Raw genomic sequence first — 14,925 nt, 5'->3', positions numbered from 1 at the left:
TGCGCGATAAAAAAGGGGCTCAGACGAGCCCCTTTTTTAATTACTGTGCCGCCGCGCTACACTCCATTGTTAGCGCCAGCGGCGCGCGGGCAAAATGAAATGCCTCTCCTTCACACCAGTAAGTTTCAATGGGCATGATGCCATTCGTCAGTGCTGAAGAGATAGTTGTGTCGCCGTCATCCACCGTCAGAAACTCGGCAGCGCGTCCGGGAATCAGTACGACTACGATTTTACTCATTATGTTTTAATTCCCCTGCCTGATTATTCAAAAAGCCAGCTATTATTGCCGCTTTTTGTGACGGGGTAATGACAATATTTGTAAGTAATTACCAGTTTGACCTGGCAGCGATAAACATACGCAATATCCTCTCTCAGCCTCTCAGGAAAACAGTTTGGGTTTCATTGCGATCCTGTGACCAATCTTCGGCGGCTCCCGTAGAGAGGCGCTTGATCATTTCACGGAGAGATTTACAGGCGTCAGTGGTTTACGCAGTTCAGTATCATGAAAATCTTTATATCTGGCTTCGCTTCTTGCAGACGCTGACAAAATGATTCGATTCCCTCTGAAGCTCAGATGGTCACTATCAAATAACTTATGTAAATCGGCAGCAAGCGCTATCCCGTTTTCCACGCTCGGCAGGCCGTTGTCAGCATGTCTAATGATATGACAAGACTCAACTGCCAAAGCGCTTCCGGTAATCGCGCACTTTCCTTCCCAATTCGACATCACCGCTTTACGGAACTTCCCCTGCTCATGACGGATTTTAACCATACGCAAGCCATCCTTCCTGCGCCCGGGATTATCAATTTGATCATCTGAGAGTGTCAGCAGGGAAGTAAGCACAGACAAAACATCTGCATCTAAAGGTGCTTTAAGGGAAGCGCCCTGATGACAAAAATGCTTTTTAAAATTTGTCCACGGCTCTCTTCTCTTCTTTGGCTTATGGGGAGCTGTTTACTAATGTGCAGCTCATCCAGGGGTATGAATTTGTCAAGAGCCTAGAGATCGTTGAGCTTAACCCTATATGGGTAAACGCTATTTGAATCCTGGTAAGTCTCAACGATTTCAAACAAGCCACACAGCAAGAAGTCACGCGCGCCAGATAGTTTTTGGATAATAAACAGGCGATCCCCTGAATTCACCTGTGCAATTTTCCACTCTTGCCCTACTCCATATCCATTACTGTATTCAAATGCCTCTGTATTATTCGGGCCATGATACGCATTGAAATAGCGCATTTTTCATTCCTTCAAAAAGCTAAAAAAATAGTATCGACCATCCGACAGGAATATATACCCCTAAAGTAGAGAAAATTTCTAAGAGGGTAGAGGAAAACCGATGGGGCATCGGCCAAAAGAAATAAAAGTCCTCCTCTGTATGATCAATGGGTAACAGAGCAAAACGACTTCCGCTTGCCCTGCCTAACCAACATTTCCATTTCTCAGCCCTTTCTACACCGCGTAAGAAAGCGGCCGGAACGCAACAACCTTCTATTCCAGCCGCTTAACTCTCTATCAGTGTTTTATCATCATGTGCGGCATCTTTTTGACGAGCTAAGTTGAAGTAAGTCAGAAGCTAGCTAAAACCAAAGCATTAGCGCAAGACGAGTCACTGCCTTATGAGGTTTTGAGTTGTTTTGCGCTAATTTTTTGACCCATCCATGCCCCATCCGTCACATCACCGGTTTATCATCGAACTCGTCATCGGGTAGGTGATTTCCGGCCTGTCGAGTTCTTCCAGCCTTGGGCGCGGATGAAGCCGCAACCGCAGCATGCGCATCTGCTCATCCAGGTGGCACATCACGATCGACCCGTCTACTGGCGTGGCCGAGATGTCCAGTATCAGCAAAGCCCCTTTCTTTATAGCTTCACGCCGGGACCCAGCCGCCGCGCGCAGGAAGGCCTCTCGCAGCACCCAGTCCAAGTTAAAAGTGAGCAAAACCTCCAAGAAATCTGATATGGTGACGGTGGTTAGCACTTTGGTTTCCATCAGAACCTTCTAAAGATCATCTGTAAAAACTCATTAGTACATGATTACAAAACTGAATCATCTTGGACAAACATTTATTCTCCATAAAAAATCATGAGATACGGAAATGAATATAAACCGCGTTAATTGGATTGACTCATTAAAATTAATTGGGATGTTTTATATCTATCTAGGGCATCTTGGCAACGATGCCGGAAAGCTTTACTTATTTGTTTTTTCCTTTCATGTCCCACTGTTCTTTTTTATCTCAGGGATAGTTTTTAAAGGCTCAAGAACAAAGAACGATTTACTTCTGAATACAAAAAAAACATTTCTTTCAATTATTGTGCCTTACATCGCCTTCTCCCTTATTGGTGTCACTTTCCTTGTTATAAAAAACCAGATTCCGGCTGAAGAAGTGAGCAAGATGCTTCGCGAATGTTTTCGTGGCATAAGAAACAACGTACCGCTTGGCTCGCTTTGGTTTCTCCCCTGCCTTTTTGTCGTTATTATTTATCACTCAGTGCTTGAAGTAATATTCAAGAGAAAATTTTGGGTATTTTTGATTGCTTTCTTTTTTTATATTTTCACACCTTACTGGTGGGATGGGGTACCGAAACTTTTTTTTAATGTGGATAGTGCATTATATTACTTAGTTTTCTTTTCCTTTGGTTATCTCATTTCAGAAAAACTAAAAGGTGATTGGATTTCTCCCAACAATAATTTTACTCTATTGGTGGGATTTTTTATACTAGCACTCTCTCTGGTTGTAATGGTCACCGTATACTATAAAACAACTTACTACCTTTTGGCTGGTTTCAACATATCTGCGGTGCAATATGTTATTAGCTTTTTGATCACCGTTTTACTCTTCGTTCCGAGCATTGCGTTGGCTAAATATCTTCAGTTACCCTCCATATTGATGCTCGGAAGAAATTCATTACTACTCTGCGGAACCGAACAAATAATCAAGCTGACAACCATTTCTCTGCTTTCTATTTTTGGTATCACATATAAACTTGTCGATCCTATTGATGCTGTTGTCTACACATGTTTATGTTTTGTTCTAAGTTACTTTACGACACTTAAAATTTACACTCACATTAAGAGTAGAATAAATTAAAAATTATCCCCATGCATTATGAGGTGCATGGGGATAAACCAAATAATATCAATGAGCAGTCCCAGAAAAAAATAGTCAAGTTAGCTGCTGCGAAACCATTAGTAACCGTTAAATAATAATTCACTGGCTCAAAAGCGACGCTAACATTAATAGATGGACCTCCTTTTACGCTACTATCAATCATTATTAAGGTTTTATTTGAAGAAGTCCCAAACGAACGGTATTTATAAATAGAATAACCATTATTGTTACTTGCAGTAATGTATACATCTCCATTCACTACAGTCACTGGTATCATAGATATAAAAAACGTTAGTAACTGAGATGGATTAAGTGTAATAAACTTTGAAGTATGCCCAAATTTTTCCATCTATACAAATGCACCGCCCATATCAAAAAAGCTTGTTTCTCCAAAAGAGACCTTCTTGAACTTTGATTCATTTCCAGAACTTGCTATAGAGTTTTTTTGTATCAAGATAATTTTTAGTAAAATCAGTCCAACCGTTTATACTACCAGTATACATCTTTGTTTTATCTGAGATCGCAGGATTTATGTAACAGGAACTGGCTATGGCGGTAAGGGTTTTACAGTTGATATAAACGAATCCGTAAGTCGTGGCTTTATCCGTCACATCTACAAAATAGCAACCTCTCATTTCAAAAAGTATTTCAGCGGCAGAAGGGTCTAGTTCACCATTTGATGATTTCGGGGAGTTCACTGTTATTGTGGCACCGCTGCGATCTTTATAATTATTATGCGGACCCGCATTACTTATCTCAAAAAACACATTTACTATTTGCAAATTGTATGTTGTTTTGTACCCATATGCATCTAATGTAATTGCCCCATCATCATTGTACTCAAAAATACAGCTATCAACTTTTGTTGTCACTGGTGCTACCAGATAAAGACCTTTTACGTTATGTGAGGTGTAGCAATCTTGTTCATGACAGTTAGCAACCGTACCCTCTTAGTATCGACTCCAAATCTCCGCCCCTTAGAATCTACAGTTTCTGTAAAAAGGCTTCACGTTATATCCAGTAATATTCCAGATCAGTTACGCACCGGTAGCCCACGATTCGACCACACCCGCTGCACCAATACACAGTCATGCTGGGTCCTCGTTAATGAAGTTTGTTTTTACGAGCCTGGCGGAGTTGTTTCTTGGTTGGTTTGGCAGGAAAGAAGTGGCATAAGCGCACATTCTCAATGTTTCGATTGTCCCACCGCATCTCTATAGGCTTTGAGTAAACCCAGCCTCGAATCGGGAAATTATTGTCATAAGCTAATTGCCACATAGCGACCTCATTGGTGGATTTCAGACAATCAAAAAAGGCCGCCGAGGCGACCTTTTTTGATCGATTAATGTTACTCGTAACTTTTCTTGTCTAAATGATTTTCAAGATTTTTGTAAATTTCGTCATAGGCTAAAGTAAAGTCATTCGTGCTAGTTTTTCTAGCGCACTTTACCTCTACGCCTTCGACATTAACGAAGTAATCATCACCTCAACGCCAGATAAAGCATTTTAATATTTTTTTTGCTATCAAGAATTTCGCTATTTGCTTTAGAAAGGTTTACTTGCACATAAAAAGCAAGGATTTGATTTCCCCTTCAACCCTTTCCAATTTATATCCTGGAGCCCTTTCTACGGAATCACCGTTCATAGCTCCGACAACAACAATGGGATAACTTTTATCTTTAGAATCATATAATACTAATTCTTTTACACCAAGATAGGTTATAAGCCCATTTTGGAAATAGTTGATACGTGATTCAAGGTCTTCCCAGTACTGCTTTTTAGCGTCACTTAACTCTGATAACTTTTTCTGGATGTTGTTATAAAAAGACATATTCATCTCCTATGTGTAGGACTCTAATATGTCTCTAAAAAAGTACACTTACAACTATCAAATTTTCCACTGCTGACGCTCATTCTTAAGCTTATCCGCCAACCCTTCGTTGAAGATGCTGCCGTCATCGTTTAGCAGCACCGGAATCTGGCTGCAATAGCAGTTGTACCGATTGCCATTCTCGGCGTAGAAGTCACGCACCTCTTCGGTGGTGTAGACCTTGCCGTGGCGGCTGGCATGCCAGAGTCGCGTGGTTGGCTTGAGCGCTGACAGCCACATAAGGCCAGTATTTAGCCCCAGCCGATCGGCAGCCCAGTCCGTTTCGTTCCACTGCGCCTGGCGCAGCGCGCCGACCTGCTCCGTTTGCGCGATTACCTTGGCCTTCGCCATGGAGACATCAAGTCTTTTGCTGACGATGGTTGCAGTCTCGACCGGGTTGAATCAGCTATGACATTTGCCAGATCTGCGCGGGCGGTGTCGCTGATACCTTTCCAGTCGCTATAAGTGCTGATATAGGCGCTGACTATCTGGTTCTGATACGCCGGGCTTGACAGGAGTTGCTGCAGCGTCGTCTGGCCAGCATAGACTGGCGACTGAACCGGCAGGTTGGTGAAGGCGCTGAGCGTGCCGCGCTCATATTCAGCGGAGACATAGTCCATTGCCCACAGGTTCTGGCTGCCGCCATCGATAAGCTCATCATCGAGAATCAGCTGCACAATCTGTAGCAGGCTTGCCAGTTCCGCCGCGGTCATGTTGTAGATGAACTTGCCTTCGTTGAGCTGATACAGCGATGGCTCTGCGCCGTCGTTGTTACACATCAGCCAGGATTGCCGTCGAGTCGCCCACGCCGATATCCCAGAACGTATGCACAGGGAGATGTGAGTTGTCAGGGATTTGCCCGATTCGCTTGTTGGTATACAGCCACCGGAACTGTTTGGCGTAATACGCCCCCTCGACGGACTGCTGAAACGCCTCCGTCGGAATGGTCGGATACTCGCGCTTCATGTCATCGCCGAGAGTTTTCTCTTTGGCGTGGTACCAGGCCTTCTGACGATCATTCAGTACAACGCCGTGCTTCGCCTCCATCTCAGCGAAGTATTCAACCAGGCGCGCTGGCAGCGGCTCAACCGGGTCGATTGCATAAAGCGGATTCTTCCACCAGGAGAAGAAAAAGAACTTCCAGTCCAGAGCGGATAACTGCTTACCCTGAAGCAAGGCCTTCTCTGCTGTCTGGCAGTAATCAAAGAAGTAACCCGCCCGCCCCTCTGCCGTACTCTCGATCGTAGCAAAGCAGCCAGTTGATACCGCCTCAAACGCACCAGTAACAATCTCCCGTGCTTTATGCGGAAACTTGGCGCATATCTTCCCGAACTCGGAAACGTGCAGGTAGCGCAGCGTCCCGCCACGGAAAGACGTGCTGACGTACAGTGAGCCTCCCTTCCTGAATACAAGCTCACCAGAAGAGTCATTACTGGCCGGGTTGGCAGCCTTAATTTCTGCCGGCAGCTTGTCGTATGCGTACTTCCCTTTCCGCGAAACAGGCGCTTTGCGTCGTTCAGCGTATGGGCGATCAGCGCGCATTTCGCCGACTCGAACAGAGCGGCGTCGAGCTGAATAATGCAGACCTCGGTAGTGAATCCGAGCTGGCGGGCTTTCAGGATGATGTTGCGGGTGTGGATGCCTTCGAAGTATTCGCGCTGCTCAGGCGTCATCCTGAAGCGGGTGGGCTTACCTTCTTTGTCGGTTATCCAGTAAAGGTTATTCAGCCGCCAGTCTTTATCTCTCAGCAGCTTGAGGTGCTCAGGTTTCATTATGCCCCCTGAGACAATGAATCCATCAGGTTAGACAGGTCATCAACCGTCTTATTGCCTTCCTCGGTGTCGAGGTTGTACGCCTTGCGCTCTGCGTTTATGACTTTTATTTGAGCGTCGACGCCGGCCGTGATCGAACGAGACATTGAGGCGTGATTGTCTTGCGTTATTTCTGCGTCTTCGAGGAAATCACAAAGCTTATTGGTGATGCCGCGCCATGCCGCCAGACCTTCACGGTGAGCCATTATTACCGCTGCAGCTTCATCAGATGCCTGGTCGATTATCTCATCGTCAGTAACCACTGGTGCCTGGTTACCGTCTTTGGTTACCGATTTGGTTACCTTGGCCTTCGTTGCAGTCCTGACCTTTTCAGTCAGGTCGCGCTGCCATCCCTCTTTATTGGCTCTCTTCAGGATGGTGGCGTGGTTAACACCGTGCTTTTCACCGATGGCCCTTACTGACAATGAACCAGCCCGGTAAGCCGATTCAATGGCCTCCCAATCTGGTTTGCTCATTGGCTACTCCGTTTTATTTTGTACCGGCGTCGCGATCAGTTTCTGGCTGATGCCACGCTTAACAATAAACGCGCGCAACTTTTCGTAATCAGGTTCGCACCGCATCGTCAGACACATCAGTGCCAGCGTCTTGAGATACACCGGAAGCCACCACTTCACTTTCACTTGAATCGTCAGATTGCACATCGCCATCAGTCTCTTCCTCTGCGTTAACAGGCGTGAACCGGAAGCGCTTAACGTCGCCCGGAGCGAAGTAAAGCCACTCCCCACTCTCCTGCGCCAGAGCAACAAAGCCGTTTACCAGCTCAGGCTGACGGCGCGTCATCTTACCGACGTACTCTTCGCCGTCTTGAGTGGTGATGGTGATTTCGTAGATGTCGGACATTTACCTGCCCTCTGTTGGTCATTATCGAAGCCACTGCTTGAATGGCTTCTGTAATGGCAATAAAAAACCGCCCGAAGGCGGTTATTAAAAATTTTATGTCTCACTTAACGAAAGTGATATTTTGAGGGTTAAGCACTAAAACCTGTCCATTTTCCCGCTCAACTATTGCTTTCATAGGTGTATGGAGCTGATTAGCATCGTCGTACGTTTCGATTGGAGCGAATTGTAAGAACGTGCCTTCCTCTCTTGTCCCGTGAATTGGGAAAGTGCATTTCTGACCTTCATTTGCCATCTTGGATCCCTCTTCTTGTAGTTAAAGAGGCATTTTTATAACAGAAAAGAGATAGCTCGCTAAGTCATAATAAAAAACTTTTTGATCTCAAACGAAATAGAACTTGCAATGGAGAGCTGTTGTGAAAGAGGCTCTTTTTTTTCTTTTAAAATCAGTAGGCACAATTTTGCGCTTAAGCTGCCAGATGGTGCTGCTCTTCGATAAGCGGCTTTCGGTGGTTACGCTCGAACATGCCACGCAGCACTTCTTTCCGCTGCTCAAAGTCCCAGCCCATGCTGATGAACACCGTGTTCGCGCGCTGTAGCTCCGTTATGCAATGGCTCTGCACAGGAGTCAGGTAATCGCGGATGGAATCTTTCTTCCCGATTTCGTGATGCACGCGGAACTTGGCCGCCGTCATGCCCAGCGCCAGTCGGTTAATCAGGTCAGCTTCGTTGCTGAAGTGATGCGGGGCGATCTGCTTACCCTGAGCCTCACGCTCATGTTTGATGGCGTCGGTCATGGGTTTTTACTCCAGGCGTGCAGAGTTGCGGTCCATCTTCTTTTGCGCTAGCGCGCTGCGCATAGTGAAGAATTCAGCCACCAGGCGCTTTTTGAATTCACGCACAACTTTATTGTTTCGCATGTAGGTGATCAACAGCGTGGTTTGCTGTTCGTTTAACAGTGCTATTTCCTGCTTCTGCATGCCCCCATACGTTTGAAAGGGTCGCATTTCAAATTCCACCCTTCCGAACTCTTCAAGGTCGCTTTTGTACTTTCTGATGAGTTGAATCACTGGCTTGTGATCCTTCATAACACCACTGGCGATAATTGCCGAGTTGGTGACCAGATCGAGCTTCTTGATTTCAACTAATTGCATGGCGTTTACCTTACTTGTGAGATGAACCTTTGCAGAAATGAAACGCCAGCCCACCGAAGTCTCGCCAGCACTAAACTGACGTCTCCAAAGGCTCATTTCACAGGTTAGGGTTCGGTGTGTTTGTGGTCATGCTCTGCCATTTCGGGTGGCAGTTCTTCTTGGGGTTTGTCATGCCCCAATAAAAAAAGCCCCGAGGTTATCGGGGCTGATTTTCTTGAGTTAGTAAATTTGAATCTTCGTGCGGGTTGTCATGTTGCGGGCATAAAAACTCTTGATTGCTCAAGCATTAAGGTAATTTTTGCTGTGTACCGTTAATACACCCTGCTGCACAAGAACCACTCAGATAGATCAGGCAACCTCTCAACGAGGTGAACCTTTTCCTGTGTTATAACCTTGCTCGCTTTATCTACAGTGAATTTAGTGTGAAGAAAAAGCCGCCCGCGCGGATACATTTCGCCATGGTAGTAGTCATCCGATTGATAGCTTTTTAGCAAAATGGGGAGCACCATAAAATCCTCTCTTATTAATGCGCCTGAAGCGCGACGAAGAGAGAGTCCCATGTGATAAATGGGAATACAAAAAAATGCGAGCGGTAATAAAACCCAATTACTGCGAAGAACGGGACGCTTCAATTTCCCGTATGGCAGACTTGTCCAGATTGCACTGCCCCAACGCCGTGTAGAGCTGAGCGTTTAACTCCAGACTTGCCTGCCAAGTGAACGGAACCGACATTCCGGGGATCGGTGTGTCTGCGGTCAGGTCAGCGCTTATCGGCACCACCGGAGCCGGGACGTAAACTGTTGCGTATTCCCGCAAGCTGTCAGCAGCGGCAGAAGGAACAAGCTGCTTAGCACATGGATCGCCTTCAAGTGCTTGCCTGATGTAGATAATGCGCGTTTCGCCCTTTTCAGCCAGTTCGTTCTTAGCATTCTGCGTAGCCTGTGAGATGTCACGAATGAGTTTCAACGCGGTGATCACGTTGTTGGTGATCGCCTCAGATGAATTGGCCCTGACCGTCGCCTTATCGCGCTGGTCTTTGTAGGTGAGCGCGTTGGTGCGGTAGTGGTTAATCGTCCAGGCGAGGGACAGAACGCCAGCGAGCAAGAGCAGAGCAGCGACCGCTTTCCAGTTAGAGATCATCTTTGCTTTCCGCCAGGCACATAGAGCGTTCCATCTCGCGTCGGTTCTGCAATCCCTTCCATTTCATCCCGCCAGCGTAAACCCAGCGGCGCATATCTTCGCACGCACCCTCCTGATCGCCTCGGTTCAGCTTTTTCAGGAGAGTCGATTTGGAGAAGGCATCGGAGCCAACGTTAAACACGAAGCTATAAAGCGCGGCGCGCTGGTACTCACCCAGGGGCACTTTCACCAGGTTGTCGACTGTGCGCTTTGCTGGCTGCAGGTCTTTCCACAGCAGGCGATCGCATTCGCGGTCGGTGTAGGTCTTGCCTCGGATGATGTCGCTGCCGGTATGACCGTCGCACACCGTCCACACCCCGGCGACGTCTTTATAGGCTTCATATTCCCGGCCTTCAACGCCGTCTTTGCCACCAATAAAAATGGTTGCTATCGCAAGCGCGCCAGCACCGGCAGCGCCGATCAACCTTCTGCGAAGCGGAGTAGAAAAAGGCATCACTCCTCCTTAAAAGCTGACGGGTTGGGCCAGCGCCGGTAAGACTCGATCTGCGCCAGGGTGGTTTTGCGTTTGTAATACCAGCTGATGCCAAATGTAAGAAGCGCCACAACGATGCCGGCAATCACGCCAACGGCACTCCATTCATCAGGGCTTAGCTTGGTCAGTACGCCATTGGCTACCGTCCCGGCTGATGCGCCATAGGCAGCACCAGAAGCTAATTTGCTCATGTTGGACATTTCTCTCACCTCCGATTAAGTCGGGGTGCTGTGCGTGAGTAAGAGGGGCAGGCTCTCGGGCTGCATTAAACAACGAGATAAGTGGATGATTATTTCCAGGGTCTGGAATTAAAAAAGGCCGCCTCTTGGCGACCTTTTAGATTTCATGAGTAATAACTACTTTTTATTATCAATTCTTTCCAGTACGTTTTTTATACAGACGGGCATCATTCTATCTTTGAGAAAATCACGCGTTTCAGAGTAAGGCGTATGCATTTCCTTAATCATTTTTCGTCTTCCATCAGCACCTTCAATTGATACTTTCATAAAGTCAGTTTCGTCTATAGAAAAATCAGAGAAGGCGTAGCCCTTAGCTTTGAAGGAAGCCACCTCATCGTTAACGATGTCGGTAGTATTTTCATTCGTACCAGATGCCCTATCCGTTATTTTCCACTCTGCGTCGCAGAGATCCTGCGCCGCCTTATGACGATCAATAAGAGCAGCATTTGAAGAGCAGCTCCCTATTAATAATATCAATAACAGATACCGCATGACTAAACCCCACATAATTCATTGTTATTAATGAATTATATTAATCCACATGGTGCCTTAAAACATTGATAGCACACACAACTTTAGCTAAAGATGTCGGCCATAAAAGTACAGTGTCGTAGGGTTTTGCTTCGTAAATTGAACTAATAACACAAATAAAAAAGCCCCGCACAATGGCGAGGCTCTTAATTTTTGTCAACCTGTAAAGCTATGGCGACGATATCAGATTTACACGAAATATAAGCTTATTAATCCAGTTTTGCAAGACTTAGGGCTGAATTTGTCGACTTTTGTTGTGAACGTGATCGCGTTAGCTGCAGTCATGCCTCGCTGTCCAGTCTTAGAAAGGTTCTCTTCATCTTCATCCAGCGCTCTGGTTAGCTGTATTTCATTTCTTCTAAACTATCTGCTACATCAATTAACTTAATCTTTAGCTGTACAACCATATCATCATCATATTCGTCATATTTAAGCCAATAGCGAGCCTTTTCCCTGCATACTCTAGCAAGCTCCCGATCATACCTGCTAACTGCTGAAGACGCTGCAAACCAAAGATTATGAAGCTCCTGTTCTTCCTTAGTATCTCTAATATGCGTTCTATTCAGCTTTTCAGAGTAAGCAATCGTCGCACCCACTGCTGGCGTGAGGCCTTCAATTGCAGCCAATCGATCTTCTCTTTTAAGATTTTTGAAATTTAGCACTTGCGTTCCAAGCCAAGTCAGCAATCCCACTTCAAACATGATGATTTCCTACTGTTTTAAACCGTAATTCATATTATTCATGAAATTGCATTGCATTTCCTCACTGTTTGCTCTGCTTTTGTGAAGCCTTAATCATCGCAGCCCAGCACAGCTTTGCCCGGTGCGCCGCCTGCTGGCATCCACTCATAGCGACGTACGCTTCCCACTCTTTCTCATCGCTCAAGCTCTCATCTGGCTCAGATTCAAAGCCCTGAACGATCATGTCATCTGTCGGCTCGACCGGCACAGCCACCCAACCATCTGGCACCGCTCTTTTCGCACCTGCATCGAAGAACTCACGCTGCGTCATCATGTACCCGGGATAATCCGGCATTACTGCGGTTTAACCATCACCTACTGGAGCCGGTGGTGCCACTTCAAGTTCAGCAATGTGATTACTTTGCCATGCCACGAAATCAGGCAGTGATTAGACGTTGTGCTTTTCGCAGAGTGCATCGTGGATTGCAGCTTTGCGCTGCAGTTCGGCTCCTTCTTCGAGCGATACCAGCGCAATACGCAGCGCCGCAAGTAGATTTACATGGTCACCCGTGCCAATACCGAAGACCTGCTGATTGCCATCCGTAACCAGTTAGAGGTGATCGTTGCTGCCGCGCACCACGTCGCATGCTCTCTCGATATAGGCGAAGAGCGTACCGAAGCTTTCGAGCTTTACGAGGCATTGCGCCGACTTCAGCGCAAGGGAGCGGCTGCGGAGATGCTGGCAGCCACTAATCCACTGCTAAATTTGTCGCTGCCGCAGGATGATGACGATGATGATTGGTGGGAGGATGATGACGACTGAGCTGCGCACCATAATTAAGCGAGAGGTTCTAATGACGGCAACGTCAAGAACATCTTGAAATATATACAAAATTTGCCGAACCACCCCTTTCTTTCCTCTCCCATACTGATATGCTCAATTTTTAAACATTTCGGAGTAAATATGCGAGTAGATCAGTTAAAACCGTGCCCTTTCTGTGGTGCAAAACCAGTAATCAATGACGACATTGGTCCCACTGGATTTACGTGGAGCAATGAAGAGGAACAAATCTTCCAAGTGGCATGCATGACGAAGAATTGCCCCCCTTCATGGGTTTACATCCCTGATGTTGTATGGAATGAATACACATCTACACAGGGAGTCTTAATGAAATATGTTTTCCAATTACTTGAGGATGAGAGCTCGCCACTTTTTGAGGAAAAGAAAAAGCGTTATCGGCTTTATGTCATGAGCCATTGATAGCCATCTAAAACTAAAGCCGCTTATTGCGGCTTTTTAATTACTAACGCGGAAGCAACTTACAGGCGATTCAGTGAGTCGCCTGTTGGGTGCTGAGCACCAATAAGACCTATCTATCATCCCTTGATGTTTGCCGCCTACGGGCGGCTTCTTTTTGCCTGGAGTAAACCATGAGTGAAGCGATCCAACTGGTACCCAATAAATGTGTGTCGGAAGAAGTGCTGATGGCGATCACTGGCCTGACCAAAAATGCTATTAAGTCCGCGCGCGAGTAATCCTGGATGGAGGGGCGGGAATACCGGCACTACTCAGGCGACTGCCAGCCGAAGTACAACTCCCCTATTCTCTACAACCACCACGAAGTGGATAACTGGATTGAACGTCAGCGCCCGGCGATCCCCCGTCAAAAATCTGCTTAAATAGCCCCTCTTTCATGACAGAGGAAGAAGCATGTCTAAATATCCAACCGGGGTCGAGAACCACGGGGGCTCATTGCGCCTGTGGTTCATGTACCAAGGTGAGAGAGTTCGCGAAAGTCTTGGCGTTCCCGATACACCCAAAAACAGAAAGATAGCTGGAGAGTTGAGGACTTCGATTTGCTACGCCATCAGGACCGGCACATTCGACTATACTGCCCAGTTCCCTAATTCACCGCGAGCTCAGGTTAATGACGATCGCAAACTGAAGACGTTCGTTTCGGAACTGGCTTACAAATGCTGGCCCTGAAGCAAACGGTTTTAGCGAAGAACACCCATGTGCGGTATACATCGTACGTGAAAATGTGCCTTCGCATTCTGGACGATGAGATGCCCATTTCAGCACTTACCCATGAGGATCTCATGTCTCTCAGGCATGAACTTCTAACTGGCTATCAGCTCATCGGTAAAACTCTTGAGCGCTCCCACAAAAAAGGGAGAACGGTACGCACGGTGAACGGCTATATGGCTGTGATGCTAGAGATGCTTAAGTTTGCGGAGCGAAACGGTTACACAAATGGCTCGGTCATATCTGATATTCGTCCACTCAGGAAATCAAAATCAGAGCCTGACCCGCTCACCAAAGAAGAGTTTATGCGCTTTCTTCAGGCTACTAATCACCAGCAGATCAGAAATCTTTGGGTTCTGGCCGTAAGTACGGGCATGCGTCATGGTGAAATTTGTGCTTTAGCCTGGGAGGATGTAGACACTATGAACTGGACGTTAAAGGTTAACAGAAACCGAGCGATCTCTGATCACTTCTCACCACCTAAAACGGAAAGCGGTATAAGGACAATTAACCTGACTCAGCCAGCTATCGAGGCTCTTAAAAGTCAGATGCAATTTACCCGGATGAAGGAGCAGCATAAAATTGTTGTTCATCTCAGGGAGTACGGGAAGCAAAGAAAAGACTTATGTACCTTTGTATTCAATCCGAATGTTTCGGCGCGTTACCCATCCAAAAGCATTTGCTACATACCCGGGTCTATAGCCTCGTCATGGAATCACCTGTTGAAAAGAGCAGGTATTAGGCACAGGAAAGCATATGAATCGCGTCATACATTCGCTTGCTGGGCTTTAAGTGCCGGTGCGAACCCGAGCTTCATTGCCAACCAGATGGGACACACAAATGCCCAGATGGTTTTCAACGTCTATGGTAAATGGATGTCGGAACAAAACGGCGGCCAGGTAGCTCTGCTGAACACAAATTTTGACTTCAATGCCCCACAGATGCCCCACAATAAAGTGGCCGGAATATAA

The 14,925-nt window shown here is 46.6% G+C and carries 16 protein-coding genes and 7 pseudogenes; 4 read left to right on the top strand and 19 right to left on the bottom strand.

Annotated elements, in window-relative coordinates:
* Nucleotides 1-40: 40 nt before the first annotated feature.
* From PU683_RS13600 to PU683_RS13585, 4 genes are all read right to left on the bottom strand, one after another.
* On the bottom strand, nt 41-238 hold the full coding sequence (locus PU683_RS13600) for a hypothetical protein (RefSeq protein ID WP_277172267.1): 198 nt from the start codon (nt 236-238) through the stop codon (nt 41-43).
* 213 nt (nt 239-451) lie between these two features.
* A complete protein-coding gene (locus PU683_RS13595; protein WP_277172265.1) occupies nt 452-772 on the bottom strand; it encodes an HNH endonuclease signature motif containing protein in 321 nt (106 codons plus the stop codon).
* Between the two features lie 227 nt (nt 773-999).
* Nucleotides 1,000-1,239 carry an EVE domain-containing protein gene (locus PU683_RS13590; protein ID WP_277172263.1) on the bottom strand — a complete coding sequence of 80 codons (240 nt, stop codon included), beginning with the start codon at nt 1,237-1,239 and terminating at the stop codon, nt 1,000-1,002.
* Between the two features lie 439 nt (nt 1,240-1,678).
* Nucleotides 1,679-1,990, bottom strand: a complete 312-nt coding sequence (locus PU683_RS13585) for a S24/S26 family peptidase (protein WP_277172261.1) — start codon at nt 1,988-1,990, stop codon at nt 1,679-1,681.
* Nucleotides 1,991-2,096: 106 nt separating this feature from the next.
* Here PU683_RS13585 and PU683_RS13580 point away from each other — a divergent pair, with 106 nt between their 5' ends.
* Nucleotides 2,097-3,092 carry an acyltransferase family protein gene (locus tag PU683_RS13580; protein WP_277172260.1) on the top strand — a complete coding sequence of 332 codons (996 nt, stop codon included), beginning with the start codon at nt 2,097-2,099 and terminating at the stop codon, nt 3,090-3,092.
* Nucleotides 3,093-3,529: 437 nt separating this feature from the next.
* Here PU683_RS13580 and PU683_RS13575 read toward each other — a convergent pair whose 3' ends face one another.
* The 15 genes and pseudogenes from PU683_RS13575 to PU683_RS13510 form a co-directional block, all read right to left on the bottom strand.
* A complete protein-coding gene (locus PU683_RS13575; RefSeq protein ID WP_277172258.1) occupies nt 3,530-3,985 on the bottom strand; it encodes a hypothetical protein in 456 nt (151 codons plus the stop codon).
* A gap of 232 nt (nt 3,986-4,217) precedes the next feature.
* Complete coding sequence (locus PU683_RS22455; RefSeq protein WP_431190957.1) at nt 4,218-4,325, bottom strand: DUF7279 family protein; 108 nt, start codon at nt 4,323-4,325, stop codon at nt 4,218-4,220.
* A 343-nt stretch (nt 4,326-4,668) separates the two neighbouring features.
* Nucleotides 4,669-4,944: a hypothetical protein gene (locus PU683_RS13570; RefSeq protein WP_277172256.1), complete on the bottom strand. Its 276-nt coding sequence runs from the start codon at nt 4,942-4,944 to the stop codon at nt 4,669-4,671.
* A gap of 57 nt (nt 4,945-5,001) precedes the next feature.
* Nucleotides 5,002-5,822, bottom strand: a pseudogene (locus PU683_RS13565) (phage minor head protein).
* Nucleotides 5,770-6,755 (bottom strand): annotated as a pseudogene (locus tag PU683_RS13560) (terminase); the annotation flags it as partial. The pseudogenes PU683_RS13560 and PU683_RS13565, both read right to left, overlap by 53 nt.
* A complete protein-coding gene (locus PU683_RS13555) occupies nt 6,755-7,270 on the bottom strand; it encodes a hypothetical protein (RefSeq protein ID WP_277172254.1) in 516 nt (171 codons plus the stop codon). The gene PU683_RS13555 and the pseudogene PU683_RS13560, both read right to left, overlap by 1 nt.
* A gap of 175 nt (nt 7,271-7,445) precedes the next feature.
* Nucleotides 7,446-7,655 (bottom strand): annotated as a pseudogene (locus tag PU683_RS13550) (hypothetical protein); the annotation flags it as partial.
* Nucleotides 7,656-8,119: 464 nt separating this feature from the next.
* Nucleotides 8,120-8,806, bottom strand: a pseudogene (locus PU683_RS13545) (Rha family transcriptional regulator).
* Nucleotides 8,807-9,412: 606 nt separating this feature from the next.
* A complete protein-coding gene (gene lysC / locus PU683_RS22450; RefSeq protein ID WP_431190940.1) occupies nt 9,413-9,583 on the bottom strand; it encodes an Rz1-like lysis system protein LysC in 171 nt (56 codons plus the stop codon).
* Nucleotides 9,567-9,946, bottom strand: a pseudogene (locus PU683_RS13540) (DUF2570 domain-containing protein). The gene lysC and the pseudogene PU683_RS13540 overlap by 17 nt, the downstream one beginning before the upstream one ends.
* Entirely contained in the window at nt 9,936-10,439 is a 504-nt protein-coding gene (locus tag PU683_RS13535) for a lysozyme (protein ID WP_277172252.1), read from the bottom strand. Before PU683_RS13535 ends, PU683_RS13540 begins: the two are co-directional and overlap by 11 nt.
* The gene (locus PU683_RS13530) at nt 10,439-10,669 is read right to left on the bottom strand and encodes a phage holin (RefSeq protein ID WP_431190939.1); all 231 of its coding nucleotides are present in this window, start codon (nt 10,667-10,669) and stop codon (nt 10,439-10,441) included. The genes PU683_RS13535 and PU683_RS13530 overlap by 1 nt, the downstream gene beginning before the upstream one ends.
* Before the next feature lie 165 nt (nt 10,670-10,834).
* Nucleotides 10,835-11,209, bottom strand: coding sequence for a hypothetical protein (locus PU683_RS13525; protein WP_277172248.1), 375 nt, complete (start codon nt 11,207-11,209; stop codon nt 10,835-10,837).
* A 377-nt stretch (nt 11,210-11,586) separates the two neighbouring features.
* The gene (locus PU683_RS13515) at nt 11,587-11,949 is read right to left on the bottom strand and encodes a hypothetical protein (protein ID WP_277172246.1); all 363 of its coding nucleotides are present in this window, start codon (nt 11,947-11,949) and stop codon (nt 11,587-11,589) included.
* A 61-nt stretch (nt 11,950-12,010) separates the two neighbouring features.
* Nucleotides 12,011-12,262, bottom strand: a complete 252-nt coding sequence (locus tag PU683_RS13510; RefSeq protein ID WP_277172244.1) for a hypothetical protein — start codon at nt 12,260-12,262, stop codon at nt 12,011-12,013.
* Between the two features lie 225 nt (nt 12,263-12,487).
* On the opposite strand from PU683_RS13510, the gene PU683_RS13505 reads away from it, so the two are divergent.
* The 3 genes and pseudogenes from PU683_RS13505 to PU683_RS13495 all read left to right on the top strand — a co-directional run bounded on the left by PU683_RS13505 (nt 12,488) and on the right by PU683_RS13495 (nt 14,925).
* Nucleotides 12,488-12,751, top strand: coding sequence for a hypothetical protein (locus tag PU683_RS13505; protein ID WP_277172242.1), 264 nt, complete (start codon nt 12,488-12,490; stop codon nt 12,749-12,751).
* 608 nt (nt 12,752-13,359) lie between these two features.
* Nucleotides 13,360-13,608: pseudogene (gene xisR, locus PU683_RS13500) on the top strand (excisionase family protein).
* Nucleotides 13,609-13,639: 31 nt separating this feature from the next.
* Nucleotides 13,640-14,925 (top strand): annotated as a pseudogene (locus PU683_RS13495) (Arm DNA-binding domain-containing protein).

It is taken from the genome of Candidatus Kosakonia sp. 282A-S69, assembly GCF_029433855.1.
Lineage (GTDB): Bacteria > Pseudomonadota > Gammaproteobacteria > Enterobacterales > Enterobacteriaceae > Kosakonia > Kosakonia cowanii_A.
Note: the sequence above shows the minus strand (reverse complement) of the source record. Positions and strands in the feature narration are given on the sequence as shown.